This window comes from Streptomyces sp. NPDC048411, from assembly GCF_040704695.1.
Taxonomy (GTDB): Bacteria; Actinomycetota; Actinomycetes; order Streptomycetales; family Streptomycetaceae; genus Streptomyces.
The window spans coordinates 11,754-27,972 of sequence record NZ_JBEZKL010000101.1; the positions used below are offsets into that span (position 1 = coordinate 11,754).

Consider the following 16,219-nt stretch of genomic DNA (forward strand, 5'->3'; position numbering starts at 1 on the left):
CCCGTGGCGCGCCCGCGCGCGGATCGCACGGTGAGTGGGGTGATCGCAGCGGATGGCCGGGACCGGAGCATCCTGCGGGACTGCCGCCTCAGGGTTGTCGCCGGCCGCACGCCCACGACCGCTGTGGTTCAACTCGGCCGGCCGGAGCCGCAGCCCGGTCACTCCAGGATGTGCCGGCCCTCGGGCTGAGCGCTGCACGAGGCCCGGAACGTGCAGTGGATGCAGTGCCGGCCGGTCGTGGGTGTGAAGCGTTCGTCCAGGACCCGGCCCGCGGCGGTGGCCAGCAGGTCGGAGACCCACTCGGTGGTGGGCGGTTCCTGGGCCTGCACCTTGGGAAGGGCGTCGCCGCCCTCCTTCTTCGGTGCCGGCTGCCGCAGCTGGACCAGTTCGGCGCCGCCGGGGGCGGGGCGGTGGCCGTCGAAGATCTCGTCGACCGCCCCCTCCCGGACGGCCAGCTGGTACACGGCGAGCTGGGGATGGCGGGCGACCTCGTCCTTCGTCGGGGACTGCTTGCCGGTCTTGAAGTCGACGACGTACGCACGGCCGTCGGCGTCCCGTTCGACGCGGTCCATGGAGCCACGGATCCGTACCTCGTACTCCCCTGCTTCGAGCGTCACGTCGAAGTCGTGCTCGCTCGCGGCGGAGGTGCGACCGGTGCGGTCCATGACATGCCAGCGCAGAAAGCGTTCGAGGGCGACCCTCGCGTGTTCCTTCTCCTGCTGCGACTTCCAGGGGGCGTCGAAGACCAGCCCGTCCCAGACCGAGTCGAGGCGCTCCATCAGGACCGCCAGGTCGGCGGGGGTGCGGCCGGAGGCGACCTCGTCGGCGAGTACGTGCACGACGTTGCCGAAGCCCTGCGCGGCCGTCGCCGGGGCGTCCGCCTTCACCTCGCGGCCGAGGAACCACTGCAGGGCGCAGGTGTTGGCCAGCTGGTCGAGTGCGCTGCCGGAGAGCGCCACGGGGTGGTCCCGGTCCCGGAGCGGGACGGCCGAACGGGTCGGCTCGTACAGCCCCCACCAGCGGTACGGATGGGCCGACGGCACGAGCGGCTGCCCCTCGTCGTCCGTGAGCGCGGCCAGCCGGGCCAGCCGGTGGGCGGCCTCGTCGCGCAGGGCGTCGGAGGCATCGGGGTCGACGGTGGTGGCGCGCAGCTCGGCGACGAGCGCGGCGACGGCGAGCGGGCGGCGCGGGCGTCCGGTGACGTCGCGGGGTTCGATGCCCAGCTCGGTGAGGAAGCGGGACGGCTGATCGCCGTCGGCGGCGGGGGCCTTCACCGCGGTGACGATCAACCGCTCCCGTGCGCGGGTCGCCGCCACGTAGAAGAGGCGTCGTTCCTCGGCGAGGAGGGCGCCCGGGGTGAGCGGTTCGGCGAGGCCGTCGCGGCTGATCCGGTCCGCTTCGAGCAGCGAGCCGCGGCGGCGCAGGTCCGGCCAGAGCCCCTCCTGCACCCCGGCGACGACGACCAGCCGCCACTCCAGGCCCTTCGAGCGGTGCGCGGTCATCAGCCGTACGGCGTCGGGGCGTCCGACCCGCTTGGAAAGGGTGTCGGCGGCGATGTCCTGGGCGTCGATCTCTTCGAGGAAGTTGAGCGCGCCGCGGCCGCCGGTGCGTTCCTCGGCGCGGGCCGCGGTGTCGAAGAGCGCGCAGACGGCGTCGAGATCGCGGTCGGCGTTGCGGCCGCCCGCGCCGGCGCGCAGCGCGGCGCGTTCGAGCCGCGCCGGCCAGGGGGTGCCCGCCCACAGCTCCCACAGGGCCTCTTCGGCGGTGCCGCCGCCTTCGAGGAGTTCGCGTGCCTTGCGCAGCAGCGCGCCGAGGCGCTGGGCACCGCGGGCGTAGGCGGGGTCGTGTGCGACGAGGCGTTCGGGTTCGACGAGCGCGCGGGCCAGCAGCGCGCCGGAGGGCGGCGGGACCCGGTTCCCGGCGGCCCGCTCCTCGTCGCGCAGCGCCCGGCCGAGCCGGCGCAGATCGGCGGCGTCCATGGAGCCGAGGGGAGAGGTGAGGAGGGTGAGGGCGGTCTCGGTGTCGAGCCAGGGCGCGGCGGGCTCCTCGGACGCGGGGGCGGCACCGTCGTCCGGGGCCGTCGGCTCCGCGGCCGTCGTGCGGTGCAGCGCGGCCGTGGCGACCGTGCGGAGGGCGGTGAGGAGCGGGGCCACAGCGGGTTCGTGGCGCAGCGGGAGGTCGTCGCCGTCGACCTCCAGGGGCACACCCGCCGACGTCAGGGCGCGGCGCACCGCGGGGATCGTGCGGCCCCCGGCACGTACCAGCACCGCCATCTCGTTCCATGGCACGCCGTCCTCCAGGTGGGCGCGGCGCAGCAGGTCGGCGATGTTGTCCAGCTCGGTGGAGGCGGTCGGGTAGGTGTACGTCTCGACGCGCCCGCCCTCGCGTGCCGCGGCGAGCTCCCGGTGGGCGCGGACCTTCGCCGACGGCAGCCGGGTCAGCGGCATCCGCCGGGTGAGCAGCCGGGTGGCGGCCAGCAGCTGTGCGCCGGAGCGCCGCGACGTGGTGAGGACGCCGACCGGGGCCGGGCCGCCGTCCGCCCGCCGGAACGTCTCCGGGAAGTCGAGGATGCCGTTCACGTCGGCGCCCCGGAACGTGTAGATCGACTGGTCCGGGTCTCCGAACGCGATCAGGTCCCGGCCGCCGCCGGCCCCCGGCGCTCTCCCGCGGTTGCCCGCCAGCGCGTGCAGCAGCCGCACCTGCGCCGGGTCCGTGTCCTGGTACTCGTCGACGAACACCGCGTCGTACGCCCCGGCCAGCACCGCCGACACCTCGGGGCGCTCGGCGAGGAGCACCGCCCGGTGGACCAGCTCCGCGTAGTCCAGCACCCCCTGCGCGTCGAGCACGTCGAGGTACTCGGCGAGGAACGCGGCGGCCGCGCCCCAGTCCGGGCGGCCGGTGCGGCGCGCGAAGTCGGCGAGGGCATCCGGGCCGAGGCCCAGCTCGCGGCTGCGGGCGAGCACCGCGCGTACCTCGTCGGCGAAGCCACGCGTGGTCAGGCAGGCTCGCAGCTCGTCGGGCCAGCGGATGTGCGCGATGCCCTCCTGTTCCAGTTCGAGCTGGCCGGCCAGGAGATCGCGGACGGTGACGTCCTGCTCGGGTCCGGAGAGCAGCCGCAGCGGGTCGGCGAAGAGATCGGCGTCCTGATGGGCACGGACCAGTGCGTAGCAGAAGGAGTGGAACGTGGTGGCCTGCGGGCCGCGGGCGGCACCGAGCCGGGCGGCCATCCGGTCGCGCAGCTCCACGGCCGCCTTGCGGCTGAACGTGAGGACCAGGATGCGGGCCGGGTCGCCGCCCCTGGCGACGCGGGCGGCGACCGCTTCGACGAGCGTGGTCGTCTTGCCGGTGCCCGGTCCGGCGAGGACCAGCAGCGGTCCGCCGGGATGATCAACCACCGACTGTTGCGCTGCGTCCAGAACAGGAGGGTCCACGGAACCCGGCCGGGTGCGCACCAGCCGGTACGCGCCCGTGGTCCTCCCCCTGCGCCCCTGCGGGCGTGGGGGGACCCCCTGCGGTGCCTGACGGTGCGGACTGTGCCGGGTGGAGGAGGAGCTCACGTGGATCGCCGGTCCTGGGGGGTGCTGATGGTGGGGGGCGGGGGTGCCTGCCGCGAACTGTCGACGCTACGCCAGCGGGGGCGTGGGATGCGGCGGGTCCACTGCGTCGAACGTCACGTTCCGCGTCGCACGGCAGGTCACGCCGGCATTTTCGTCCATCGGAAGGGCCCGGCTGCGCCCGTCATGGGGCCAAATGGCGGAAGCTGTCAGGTGTGAGCTCTCCCGACCCCGTCCTGGTCCTCGTTCCGGTCGGTGCCCCCGTGCCCACCGGTCACGCCGTCCCACCGTGCGCGCTTCATGTCGAGGCGCGGCAGGTGGCCCTCAGCGCTGCGCGAGGCCTCGCGCAGCGGGGTGCTCTCCTCGCGGTAGTGGTCCAGCGCCCGCAGCTCGTGACCGGGCAGCAGCGCCCCGTCGGCCCGCACCACCCGCCACCACGGCGCCGCGGCGCCGTACAGCGCCATGACCCGGCCGACCTGGCGCGGGCCGCCCTCCCCCAGCCACTCCGCGACATCGCCGTACGTCATGACGCGGCCGGGCGGGATCAGGTCGGCGACATCGAGCACGCGCTCCGCGTACTCCGGCAGTGCGTCGTACTCCGGCGACGCGTCGGGCGCCCGGTCGCCCCTCGCCCCGTCGCCGCTCGTCCGGTGTTGGCTCATCCGGCCCATGGTGCCGTATGCCACCGACAGTCCGGCCCGGTGCACGACCGAGGGGCGCGTAGCCGTGCACTCACTGAGTGTGCACCCGAGAGCAAAGGGGCGTATCTTGCGCATCGCGCGACCGTGCAGTGCACCCTGATACCCCCCTCTGTCTCCAGGCCGTGCCACCATCATGCGGGCGGTGACCGGTGATACGAGACCACGAAGACCAATCAGAGGCGATGAAGGAGCAGGGCGTGCAGCCACCGAAGGCAGCCGACGCCTCTGACGCCGAGCAGCGCCCGGAAGAGCAGCGGGAGCAGCAGCGGCCGACGCAGAAGCGCGAGGAGCGGGACGCCGCTCCGCACCATCTGGTCGGCTCCACCCTCTCGACCGTCGCCGAGGCCGAACAGGCCGACCGGGTCTCCGGTGACGAGCCGCTGCTCCCCGCCCGGGTGCACCGCCCCTCCGACCTGATGCGGCTCCTCGTCGGTGTCCTGGCGATCGCCGTCCTGTTCTCCATCGCCGCGTTCGCCCACGGCACGACCACCGGTCTCGAACACGACATCACCAAGGGCACGGACCAGGCACCCGACGTTCTGATCAAGCTCGCCGGCCTGGTCTCCAGCATCGCGGTGCTGCTGGTGCCCGTCGCCTTCGCCATCGAGCGGCTCATCAAACGCGACGGGCTGCGGATCGCGGACGGTGTCCTCGCCGCCGTCCTCGCGCACGGGGTGACGCTGGCCACCGACCTCTGGGTCGCCAAATCCGCCCCCGGCACCATTCAGGACGCGCTTACCCAGCCTCAGCCCGGTGCCGCGCTCACCGATCCCGTACACGGCTATCTCGCACCCGTGATCGCCTACATGACGGCGGTCGGGATGGCGAGACGGCCGCGCTGGCGGGTCGTGCTGTGGGTGGTGCTGCTGCTCGACACCTTCGCCATGCTGGTGGGCGGCTACACGACCCCGTTCTCGATCGTCCTCACCGTGCTGATCGGCTGGACCGTCGCGTACGGCACGCTGTACACGGTCGGCTCGCCGAACGTCCGGCCGACCGGTCAGCATCTGATGGCCGGTCTGCGTCACGTCGGCTTCCGCCCGGTCACCGCGATGCGCGCCGAGGACACCCCCGACTCCGGCGACCCGAGCGACCGGGGCCGCCGCTATCTGGTTTCCCTGGAGGACGGTCCACCGCTGGATGTGACGGTCGTCGACCGGGAACAGCAGGCACAGGGCTTCTTCTACCGGGTGTGGCGCAGACTCACCCTGCGCGGCATCACCCAGCGCCAATCCCTCCAGTCTCTGCGCCAGGCGCTGGAGCAGGAGGCGCTCCTCGCGTACGCGGCGATCGCCGCCGGAGCCAACGCCCCCAAGCTGATCGCCACCTCGGAGCTCGGTCCCGACGCCGTGATGCTGGTGTACGAGCACATCGGCGGGCGCTCCCTCGATGCGCTGGAGGACGTGGAGATCACCGACGACCTGGTGCGCGGCGCCTGGCGGCAGGTGAAGGCGCTCCAGTCCCGGCGGATCGCGCACCGCAGGCTCACCGGCGACGCGATCCTGGTGGATCGTTCCGGCACGGTGTTCGTGACCGATCTGCGCGGCGGTGAGATCGCGGCCGGTGACTTGGTGCTGCGGATGGACATCGCGCAGCTGCTCACGACCACTGGTCTGCGGGTGGGGGCCGAGCGGGCCGTCGCGGCGGCGCTCGAGGTCCTCGGCCCCGATGCCGTGGCGAACTGCCTGCCGCTGCTCCAGCCGATCGCCCTCAGCCGCTCCACCCGGGCGGCGCTGCGCAGGCTGGCCCGTGAGCGGTCGCAGCGCGAGCGCGAGGCGGTGATCGCGGCGTCGGACGCGGCAAAGCTCGCCAAGGCCCAGGGGGCACAGGCGTCGGTCCCTGCCGACCGCAAGGCGCTCCGCAATGAGAAGCAGGCGGAGAAGCGGGCGATAGACGATGCCCTGGACGAGGCCCGGGAGGAGGATCTGCTGACCCAGATCCGCCGCCAGGTGCTGCTGATCCGGCCGCAGGCGCCCGTGGAGCCGGTCCGGCTGGAGCGGATCAAGCCGCGCACGCTGCTCAGCTTCATCGCCGGTGCGATCGCCGCGTACTTCCTGATCTCGCAGGTCACGCAGGCCGACTTCGGCGCGGTCGTCGAGCAGGCGGAGTGGGGCTGGGTGGCGGCGGCGCTCGGGTTCTCGGCGCTCAGTTACATCGCGGCGGCGATGAGCCTGCTGGGGTTCGTGCCGGAGCGGGTGCCGTTCGGGAAGACCGTGCTGGCGCAGGTCGCCGGTTCGTTCGTGAAGCTCGTCGCGCCGCCCGCGGTCGGCGGTGTGGCGCTGAACACGCGGTTCCTGCAGCGTTCCGGGGTACGCCCGGGGCTCGCCGTCGCTAGTGTCGGCGCCTCGCAGCTGTTCGGGCTCGGCTGCCACATCCTGCTGCTGGCCGCGTTCGGATACCTGACCGGGACCGAGAAGACTCCGTCGCTCGCCCCGTCCAGGACCGTGATCGCCGGACTGCTGACGGTCGCGGTGCTGGTCCTGGTGGTGACCGCGATCCCGTTCCTGCGGAAGTTCGTGGTGACGCGCGTGCGGTCGCTGTTCGCCGGGGTCGTACCGCGCATGCTCGATGTCGTGCAGCGCCCGCAGAAGCTGCTCACCGGTATCGGCGGCATGCTGCTGCTGACCGGCCTGTTCGTGATGTGCCTGGACGCGTCGATCCGGGCGTTCAGCGGTCCCGACGTGCCGCAGCTCAGCTACGCGAGCATCGCGGTGGTCTTCCTCGCCGGCAACGCACTGGGGTCGGCGGCGCCGACGCCGGGCGGTATGGGTGCGGTCGAGGGCGCGCTGACGCTGGGACTGATCGCGGTCGGCCTGCCGAAGGAGGTCGCGGCGCCCGCCGTACTGCTGTTCCGGCTGATGACCCTGTGGCTGCCGGTCCTGCCCGGCTGGCTCTGCTTCAACCGCCTCACCCGCAAGGGCGCCCTCTGACACGCCGCCGCCAAACCGCCCACCGGGGAGAACCCCCACGGCCCCTGCCCCACGAAAGCCCCTGGGCCACCCACTTGGACCGGTGCCCCGCGCGCCACCCCGCGCGCCGTCGCACGATGGGGCGATGAGGACCTCCCCTGCCCTGCGCGCCGCGGCCCTCGCGGCCACCGCCACCGTTCTGCTGCCCCTCACCGCCTGTTCGGACAACAGCGGCAACGAGAACCCTCCGCACGCGGCGAACGCCGCCGACGCCTCCGGATCGGCCGACCTGGCCTCCCAGAAGTTGACGTGGAAGACCTGCCAGGCCCCGTCCACGGCGCAGGGCGGCGGAACCGCCCCGACCCCCCTCCCCGGCGGCGCCGTCTGGGAGTGCTCCTTCATGAAGGTCCCGCGCGATTACGCGAAGCCGGGCGGCGACACGATCCCGCTGGCGCTGATCCGCGCCAGGGCCGTCAACCAGAACAAGCGAATCGGCTCGCTCATCTTCAACTTCGGCGGTCCCGGCGCCTCCGGCGTCGCCACGCTGCCCGCCTTCGGCCCCTCGTACGCCAGCCTCCGTACCCGTTACGACCTGGTGAGCTTCGATCCGCGCGGGGTCGGCCGCAGCGAAGGGGTGAAGTGCGAGAACGACCAACAGCTCGACGCGCGCTTCCAGAGCGACGCCACCCCGGAAACCGCCGCCGAGGAGCAGGCCCTCCTCAACCAGCAGAGGAAGTTCGCCGCGGCCTGCGAGAAGAACTCCAGCTCCGAACTCCCCTACGTCGGCACCACCAACGCCGCCCGCGACATGGATCTGATGCGCCAGGTGCTCGGCGACGACAAGCTGCACTACTTCGGCATCTCGTACGGCACCGAACTGGGCGGCGTCTACGCGCACTTGTTCCCGGAGAAGGTCGGCAGGGCGGTGCTCGACGGGGTCGTCGACCCGACCGAGGACTACAAGCAGTCCTCCCTCGGCCAGGCGAAGGGCTTCCAGCTGGCGCTGGACAACTTCACCCGGAACTGCGCGGATCGCGGCGCCGCCTGCAAGCTTCCCGGAACCACCGGGAAGGAGGTCGAGCAGGGGATCGCCGAACTTCTCGACCGGCTGGACAAGCAGCCGGTTTCGGGGCTCGGCTCCCGGCAGCTGACGCAGTCCCAGGCCACCACCGGAATCGCGGCCTCGCTCTACTCCAAGGAGACCTGGTCGCTGCTGGAACAGGGGATCGACGAGGCTGACGGCGGGAACGGCGCACTGCTCCTGGCCCTGGCCGACTCCCTGAACGGCCGTTCCCGGACCGGCCGTTACGACAATTCGACGGCCGCCAACGCGGCCGTCAACTGCGCCGACTCGAAGCAGCGGTTCACCGTCGACGGGACGAGGGCGCTGATTCCGGAGTTCCGGAAGGCGTCGCCGGTCTTCGGCGACTATCTGGGCTGGGGTCTGCTGCAGTGCACCGACTGGCCGGTCGCGGGTGCGTGGAAGACCCCGGACGTCAGCGCTCCCGGCGCGGCCCCCATCCTGGTCATCGGCAACACGGGCGACCCGGCGACCCCGTACAAGGGCGCACAGGCGATGGCGCAAGAGCTGGGCCCGGGCGTCGGGGTGCAGATGACCTACGAGGGCCAGGGGCACGGCGCGTACAACAGCGGCAACGCCTGTGTGAAGAAGACGGTGGTCAGCTATCTGCTGGACGGCACGGTCCCGGCAGCCGGTACCGTCTGCCGCTGAAGCTGTCGACGGCGGCGCCCGGGGCCCCTCCGGATCACGCCGGGCGCACGGGCCCTGGCCTCTCGCCGCACGCCGTACGCACAGGCACCAAGGGGAGCGAGCCACTCGCAGCGCGCCATTTCCTGCACGGACAGCAGCCTCCGGCCGACGGTCGCGGAAGCCAGGGCCCTGCTGCCCGAGTTCCGGAAAGTCCCGGCGGACGGCAAGACCTGTTCGTGACGGAGAGAGCGGAGAAGGGGCCGGCCGCATGACGCGGACCGGCCCCTTCGAAGCTCTTCGCCTCTGGTGCCCTTCCCGGCAAACTTTGCCGGTCACAGCACTTCCCGGCGAACTTTGCCGGTCACGGCACTAGTACACCGGCTTCTCGGGCTCGATCTGGTTGACCCAGCCGATCACGCCGCCACCGACATGCACCGCGTCGGCGAAGCCCGCCGACTTGAGGACCGCGAGGACCTCGGCGCTGCGGACGCCGGTCTTGCAGTGCAGGACGATGCGCTTGTCCTGCGGGAGGTCCTGGAGGGCGTTGCCCATCAGGAACTCGTTCTTCGGGATCAGTCTCGCGCCGGGGATCGAAACGATCTCGAACTCGTTCGGCTCACGGACATCGATGATCTCGATCTTCTCGTCCGTGTCGATCCACTCCTTGAGCTGCTTCGGAGTGATCGTGGAGCCGAGCGCCGCCTCCTGAGCCTCCTCGGACACGACGCCGCAGAAGGCCTCGTAGTCGATGAGTTCGGTGACGGTCGCGTTCTCGCCGCAGACCGCACAGTCGGGGTCCTTGCGGACCTTGACCTGGCGGTACTGCATCTCCAGGGCGTCGTAGATCATCAGTCGGCCGACCAGCGGATCGCCGACACCGGCGAGCAGCTTGATGGCTTCGGTGACCTGGATGGAACCGATGGACGCGCAGAGCACGCCCAGCACGCCGCCCTCGGCGCAGGACGGGACCATGCCGGGGGGCGGCGGCTCCGGGTAGAGGCAGCGGTAGCAGGGACCGTGCTCGGACCAGAAGACGGACGCCTGGCCGTCGAAGCGGTAGATCGAACCCCACACGTACGGCTTGTTCAGCAGTACCGCGGCGTCGTTGACGAGATAGCGGGTGGCGAAGTTGTCCGTGCCGTCCACGATCAGGTCGTACTGGGAGAAGATCTCCATCACGTTCTCGGCCTCGAGCCGCTCTTCGTGAAGGATCACGTTCACATACGGGTTGATGCCGAGGACCGAGTCCTTGGCGGACTCCGCCTTGGAACGGCCGATGTCGGACTGGCTGTGGATGATCTGGCGCTGCAGGTTCGACTCGTCGACCTCGTCGAACTCCACGATGCCGAGCGTGCCGACACCGGCCGCGGCCAGGTACATCAGGGCCGGCGAGCCGAGACCGCCGGCGCCCACACAGAGCACCTTCGCGTTCTTCAGCCGCTTCTGCCCGTCCATCCCGACATCCGGGATGATCAGGTGGCGGGAGTACCTGCGAACCTCGTCGACGGTGAGCTCAGCAGCTGGCTCGACCAGGGGTGGCAGCGACACAGGAACCTCAACAATGCAGGTGGTCGGTTTCTACGTACTTCATCTGCGTACGGTTCTTCTTGCCGTAACACTGCCACGCCCCCTCTCATTCCGAGATACCAAGTCCGATCCGCGAGACAATTTCGTCCCAGTACCCGGGCAGCGCCGCGAATGGATCGGTTTGTCCCCTGCTGCCCCTCCGCACGGTGCGGTCGGTGAAGAAGATCGTGCCCGCGCCCTGCCAGCGGGCGATGCGCAGGGCCTCGTCGAGGTGGGTGCGCGGAACGCCGTGCACGAAGTGCGCGAAGCGTACCGGCGGGTAGGCGGCGGTCCACTCCGCCACCTGCGACCAGCGGTAGTCGGTCCACGCCCCGGAGAAGGTGACCAGTTGGTCGGCGGTCTCGGCGTAGCCGGGATACGGATGGGTCCCGTGCCCGAGCACCAGCAGCCCGTCCTCGACGAGCGCGGCAAGCGTGCCGGTGAGGCGGCGGACCGCCGGGAGGCCGGCGCGGTCGGCGGGACACCGGTCCAGGTAGAAGCCGTCGACGCGGTACCAGTCGAGGAAGGACTGCGCGTCGGTGATCAACTCGTCGAACGGACGGTCGCCGTGGGCCAGATCGAGGTGGCCCAGCAGCCGGCCGCCGCCTGCCCGGACGGCGTCCTGCGCGGTCTCGCCGTGCCGGGCCCGTTCGCGGGCGTTGCGGAGCCGGCCCGCGGCTTCCAGACAGTGCGGGTCGGGCCGGGCGCCGGGACCGGTGTCGATGTTGAGGACCGCCCAGTGCACGTGGGTGCCGGGGCGGGTCAGTTCGGCCCATTCGGTGGGGGCGAGCAGCGGATGCGCGTAGCCGGGCACGCCGAAGCCGAGCTGCTCGGCGCCGCCGGCCCTGCGTGCCGTTCCGGCACTGGTCAGATGCGGCATGCCGCCTCCATCCAGATGTCGGCGAGCGACTCCTCCAGGTTGATCCGGGGCCGCCAGCCGAGCCGGTCGCGGGCGGTGCGGACGTCTGCCTGCTGCCAGGCGCCGCAGCCGTCGGGGTACGGGGACGGGGTCGCCGAGAGGTGTTCGATGACCGACTCGGAGGAGGTGCGGGGGGCACCGATGGGCATCCGGGCGGGGGGCGTGTCCAGCTCGTGGAGCGCACCCGGGTAGCCCGCGACTTTGGCAAGCACGGCGGCGGCGTCACGGAGCCGTACGGCTCGGCCGGTGCCGATGTTGACGACTCCCTGCGCGGCGGAGAGCGAGGCGGCGTGCACGGCGCGGGCGACGTCCCGTACGTCGACGAAGTCGCGCTGCACTCCGAGGCCGCTGAGCTTCAACTCGCCGTCGCCGGACTGCATGGCGCGGCGCATCGCCTCGGCGAGCCGGCCCAGTGGGGAGCCCGCCGGGGTGCCGGGGCCGACCGGCGAGAAGACCCGCAGTACGACCGCGTCGAGGCCGGAGCCGAGGACGAGTTCGGTGGCGGCGAGCTTGGAGACGCCGTACGGCCCGCCCGGGCGCGGGATGGCGTCCTCCGCCGTCGAGGAGCCGGGCTGCGAGGGCCCGTACTCCGAGGAGCAGCCCACCTGGACGAGGCGGGCGCTGCAGCCGCTGCGCCGCATCGCCTCGCAGACGGTGGCGACGGCGACAGTGTTGTGGCGGGTCAGGTCGCGGGCTCCGCCGCGGGTGGCGCCCGCGCAGTTGACGACGACGCCGGGGTGGACGGCGTCCAGGAAGCGGGTGAGTGCTCCGGGCGAGCCGCCCGCGAGGTCGAACCGTACGTCGGCGTCGTCGCCGCGGCCGAGCGCCGTGAGGTGCACGGCGGGGTCGGCGAGCAGCCGGTCGGCCACGAACCGGCCGAGGAACCCGTTGGCTCCGAGCAGCAGAACCCTCATCGGGTGCCCCCTTCGTGCCGACGGCGGGCTGCCGGTGCGGGGGATTGGGGGGTCATGTCCGGTGTCTCCTTGGGGAGGTGGTGAGCGGTACGTGCCTGTCGGGTCCAAAGGCAGGCGCCGAGGGGCAAGGACCCGCGGCGTCGGCTCCGCGGGGGGCGTACAGGGAGTGGCTCTTCATCGCGGCTTAGGCGGTGGTGTGGGCGGACGCCCTGGAAAGGGCAACGGTGGCGTGGATCAGCAGCCCGAGCGCGGCTGCGCCGCAGGCGATGGCGGGTACGGCTCCGGTGCCGCCCGCCTTGATGACCACGTCGACGGGGCGGGCGAGGACATGGAAGCCGGGCAGCCGCCCGGCCAGAATCAGGGCGGGGGCGGCCGCCTCGACGGCGCAGGCGGCGGCGAGTCCGGTGGTAGCGGGCTCCGGGAAGCCGTGGACGGTCAACAGCCGGGCGAGCAGGAGGAGTACGCCGAGCGCGGCGGCCGCGACGAGGGTGCCGCCGCCTCCGTACCCGAGCTCGGCAAGGCAAAGCAGCCCCGAGAGCACGCAGAGGAAGAGGGCGACGGTCCCGAAGAGGAGGGGGCGCACCCCCGCGGCGAACTCCTCCAGTGCGCGGCTGCCGGTGAGTCTGCGGTGTGCGTGTACGGCGAAGAGGTGCGCGCACCAGGCGGCGGGGGCGACGGCGAGCGCGAGTCCCAGCAGGGGTGCGGGGGTGAGCGCCCAGGGTCCTTCCGGGCCGCCGCTGAGGACCTGGTCGAGCAGCGCCTGGCCGTACAGGACGTAGCCGAGGAGCCAGCCCACGTACAGAGTGGCTGCCGCCGAGGAGCGGCCCACCGGGGCGCGCAGGGGGCCGCTCCGCAGGCAGAGGCCGAGCCCGAGGAACGCGACGAGCGCCCCGACGAGGGTCACGGTGAGCCGCGCCCCACCGCCGAGTGCTCCTTCGGTGAGTTTCAGGACGCCGGCGGTCGCGGTGCAGGCCGCACCGGGCAGCAGTGCGAGGAGCGTCCAGACGGCGCGCGTCTCGATGTCGCGCACCGGCGCGGGAGGCGCCGCGCTCGTCGGCTCCCCTGTCACGGCGGGCACCCTCGCGTAGAGCTCCTCGGCGAGCGAGAAGACATCGCGGTGCCGGTAACGGGCGGCGGTGCGGTCGGTGATCCCGCGGGCTTCGAGCCCGGCGGCGATCTCCAGCGGGTCGACGGCGCGTTGGCAGAGGTCGCGGTGGCGGTGCATGAGGGTCTTCACGGGATCGACGGGCCCGCGCCGGGAGGCGCTGGGCTTGCGTGCGGGGGTGGCACGGGTGTGCGCGATCTCGGGGGCCCGGGGGGTGGGGGCGGGTGCGTCGTCACTGCCGGGATGTGTCGGGGTCGGTGTCCGCGTCCGCACCTCGGCGGGCGTGTCGGTCCGTGCCCCGTTCTCGGCCGCCGCCGGAGCGCAGGCGGCGGGCCCGGCAGGGGGCCCGGCCTGCTTGAGAGCTCCGGCCTCGGGCGGCGTGCCGGCCTCGGCCTCCGTAAGGACACCGTCCTCGGACGCGCCTCCGCTCTCCGCCACACCACCGGCGCCCTGCGCGGCGTCGGCCGCATCGGCACCAGCACCAGGCTGTGCCGGCTCCGCGGGGTCCGCACGCACATCGGCGGTTCCGGCGCCGGTGAGCGCCCAGCCCGTGACGGCAGGGGACTCGTCGGCGGTCGCGGGGCGGTCAGGTGCCGGACTCCCGGTCATATCCGGCTCCCGCGCAGGTTCTGGATCCGGCGCCGGGTCCCGCAGCGAATCCGCGCCCGGGTCCCGTTCCTGCGGGGAGTCCGGCCCCTCGGCCGCCCCCTTCGCCGGCGACTGCTCCATCAGCGCCACCGGCCGCAGCGGTCCCACCCCCGCGAGGCCCGGCATCGCCCCCGTCCCGGGTCGAGCCCAGGCCGGTGCGGAAATCTCCGCGCCCCGGGGTCCGGAGACCAGGACCTCCGAGCGGGGGTTCCACCTTCTGTCGGTCGTCGGGGTGCCGGGGACGTCGAGCGCCTCGGTCGGGCGGCCGCCCATGGGAAATCCTCCGTGATCCATGCCGAGTCCGCCGGACCGGCTCGTCCTTCTGTCCGCCCGCTGCTCACACATCGCGGTCCGCCGTCCCGCGCGCACCCGCGCACACGCCCTCGATGGCCCAGCTCGGGGTGTGCGCGGGAACCGTCCAGCTGCCCAGGACCTGAGCCTCGGGCGGAGTCGCGAACGGGCGCGGGGCGCCGTCCGCCTCCCTGCGCACCGGGGAGTGGGAGATCAGCTCCAGATAAATGCCGCGAAATGCCGCGAGGTTCTGTTCGACGGTGAAGAGTTCCAGCGCGCGGGCGCGCGCCGCCGCGCCGAGACGTGCACGGCGCTCGGGATCGCGCAGCAGCGTGATGCACGCGTCGGCGAGCGCCCGGGGGTTGCGCGGGGGCACCACAAGACCCGTACCGCCGATGACTTCGCAGACCGCGCCTACATCCGTCGACACCGTGGCCCGTCCGCAGAACATCGCCTCGACCAGACTGATCGGGAAGCCCTCGACGACGCTGGAGAGGACGACGATCCCGCCCGCCGCGTACGCCTCTGCGAGGTCTGCGACCTCGGCGCCGCCGATGTCCTCGAAGGAGACCGGGTTGTCGCCGACGGCATGTGCGTGGGCGGCCTCGTCCGGGAAGAGCTGGGCGGCGAGTGCCCGGCAGTGCTCGAGGTACGTGGCGCCTTCCGCGCCCGGCGCCGGCGCGCCGACGATCCGCAGGCGGGCGTCCGGTTCGGCCTTCCGCACTTCCGTGAAGGCGTGCAGCAGTGCGATCAGGTCCTTGGACGGCTCGATCCGGCCGACCCAGACCAGGGTGTCGGGACCACCCTCGTCCTTGCTCTCCCCCAGGGCTGCGAAGCGGGCCGCCTCCATGCCGGGGTAGACCGTGCGCAACTTGGCGCGGTCGGCGCCGCACCGTTCCTGCCAGTGGCGTGCGTGCGTATTGCCGGGGGTGATGAGCGCGGCCTGCCGGTACACCTCGGTGGCGAGCCGTCCGTGGAACGCGGCAAGCAGGGCGCGTACCGGTGCACCCAGGGGTGTGCCGGCCGCTGCGAGGTAGTGGGCCCGCAACTGCACGCCGTGCTCGGTGACCAGCAGCGGGACGCCGAAGAAGCGTTTGGCCAACAGCCCGGGCAGGGCCGCTGCCCCGCCGGACGCGGCGTGGCAGAGGTCGACCGCGCCGAGGCTCTCCTCGTCGTACCAGTCGAGGGAGAGCGGGCGCAGGACGCGGTCCAGTTCCGCGGCGAGGGCGAGGAGGTCGGGGACGGTCGCGGCCTGGACGATCCGCCCGGTGCCCGGGGCGCGGCAGGCTGCTTCCAGGACGCGCACAGCGGTCTCGGAGCGGAGCGCCGTGGGAAGTCCGCCGTGTTCGCGGGCCAGTTCGGCGAGTCCGTACAGCCCGTCGGTGAACTGTGTGTCGGCGTCGGCCGTGGATCCGCCGCCGCCGGCCTCCGCGGTCGCCTCCGCCGCGCAGACCGACGTGGCGAGCGCCGTGAAGTGCGTCGTGAACCGGTGCCGTTCGCGCCGTCCGTACGACCGCCCGACCCCTCCGGTCACCAGTCGGGCGAGCAGCCCCTTGGGGGCGTGGCCGCCCAGGACGTCCTCGCCGGTCGTCCACAGCGGCGCCGTCCGTACCCGGCTGACCTGGGGCGGAAGCTGTACCCAGCCCTGCGCCTCCTGCTCGGCGGAGCGGCTGAGCGCGTAGAGGTCGAACTCGTGCTGCATCAGCCCGCGCACCAGACGGTCGCACCAGAGTCTGGACTCACCGGTCGCATACGGATAACCACCGTCGGTGAGGAGTCCGATCCGCACGAGCGCACCCCCGATCTTCCTGAGTGGGCGGCCGCCGTTGGTTCGGCGACTCGCAGCGGGACGACCGTAAGCGGATACGCCGGTGGCGCGACGGACGGTTGTCCGTCGCGCC

Annotated in this window: 9 protein-coding genes; 2 read left to right on the forward strand and 7 right to left on the reverse strand. The window is 72.6% G+C overall.

From position 1 onward, the window contains the following. Nucleotides 1–158: 158 nt before the first annotated feature. Nucleotides 159–3,557: an ATP-dependent DNA helicase gene (locus tag AB0915_RS28240; RefSeq protein WP_366693756.1), complete on the reverse strand. Its 3,399-nt coding sequence runs from the start codon at nucleotides 3,555–3,557 to the stop codon at nucleotides 159–161. A gap of 206 nt (nucleotides 3,558–3,763) precedes the next feature. Then, nucleotides 3,764–4,216, reverse strand: coding sequence for an MGMT family protein (locus AB0915_RS28245; protein ID WP_366693757.1), 453 nt, complete (start codon nucleotides 4,214–4,216; stop codon nucleotides 3,764–3,766). Between the two features lie 236 nt (nucleotides 4,217–4,452). On the opposite strand from AB0915_RS28245, the gene AB0915_RS28250 reads away from it, so the two are divergent. Both AB0915_RS28250 and AB0915_RS28255 read left to right on the forward strand, forming a co-directional pair. Continuing rightward, nucleotides 4,453–7,185, forward strand: a complete 2,733-nt coding sequence (locus AB0915_RS28250) for a lysylphosphatidylglycerol synthase transmembrane domain-containing protein (RefSeq protein WP_366693758.1) — start codon at nucleotides 4,453–4,455, stop codon at nucleotides 7,183–7,185. A gap of 124 nt (nucleotides 7,186–7,309) precedes the next feature. Beyond that, complete coding sequence (locus AB0915_RS28255; protein WP_366693759.1) at nucleotides 7,310–8,896, forward strand: alpha/beta hydrolase; 1,587 nt, start codon at nucleotides 7,310–7,312, stop codon at nucleotides 8,894–8,896. Nucleotides 8,897–9,244: 348 nt separating this feature from the next. Here the strand turns inward: AB0915_RS28255 and moeZ are convergent, their stop codons facing one another. The 5 genes from moeZ to AB0915_RS28280 form a co-directional block, all read right to left on the reverse strand. Next, nucleotides 9,245–10,423, reverse strand: a complete 1,179-nt coding sequence (gene moeZ, locus AB0915_RS28260; RefSeq protein WP_366693760.1) for an adenylyltransferase/sulfurtransferase MoeZ — start codon at nucleotides 10,421–10,423, stop codon at nucleotides 9,245–9,247. A gap of 85 nt (nucleotides 10,424–10,508) precedes the next feature. After that, on the reverse strand, nucleotides 10,509–11,321 hold the full coding sequence (locus AB0915_RS28265; protein WP_366693761.1) for a spherulation-specific family 4 protein: 813 nt from the start codon (nucleotides 11,319–11,321) through the stop codon (nucleotides 10,509–10,511). After that, nucleotides 11,309–12,274, reverse strand: a complete 966-nt coding sequence (locus AB0915_RS28270; protein ID WP_366693762.1) for an NAD-dependent epimerase/dehydratase — start codon at nucleotides 12,272–12,274, stop codon at nucleotides 11,309–11,311. Before AB0915_RS28270 ends, AB0915_RS28265 begins: the two co-directional genes overlap by 13 nt. Nucleotides 12,275–12,458: 184 nt before the next feature. Next, complete coding sequence (locus tag AB0915_RS28275; protein WP_366693764.1) at nucleotides 12,459–13,652, reverse strand: hypothetical protein; 1,194 nt, start codon at nucleotides 13,650–13,652, stop codon at nucleotides 12,459–12,461. Nucleotides 13,653–14,364: 712 nt separating this feature from the next. After that, the gene (locus tag AB0915_RS28280; protein WP_366693763.1) at nucleotides 14,365–16,107 is read right to left on the reverse strand and encodes a DUF3492 domain-containing protein; all 1,743 of its coding nucleotides are present in this window, start codon (nucleotides 16,105–16,107) and stop codon (nucleotides 14,365–14,367) included. Nucleotides 16,108–16,219: the final 112 nt, after the last annotated feature.

Coding starts and splice junctions, on each gene's coding strand:
- AB0915_RS28245 (WP_366693757.1), bottom strand. CDS start 4,216: ATGAGCCAACACCGGACGAGCGGCGACGGGGCGAGGGGCGACCGGGCG.
- AB0915_RS28270 (WP_366693762.1), bottom strand. CDS start 12,274: ATGAGGGTTCTGCTGCTCGGAGCCAACGGGTTCCTCGGCCGGTTCGTG.
- AB0915_RS28255 (WP_366693759.1), top strand. CDS start 7,310: ATGAGGACCTCCCCTGCCCTGCGCGCCGCGGCCCTCGCGGCCACCGCC.
- AB0915_RS28265 (WP_366693761.1), bottom strand. CDS start 11,321: ATGCCGCATCTGACCAGTGCCGGAACGGCACGCAGGGCCGGCGGCGCC.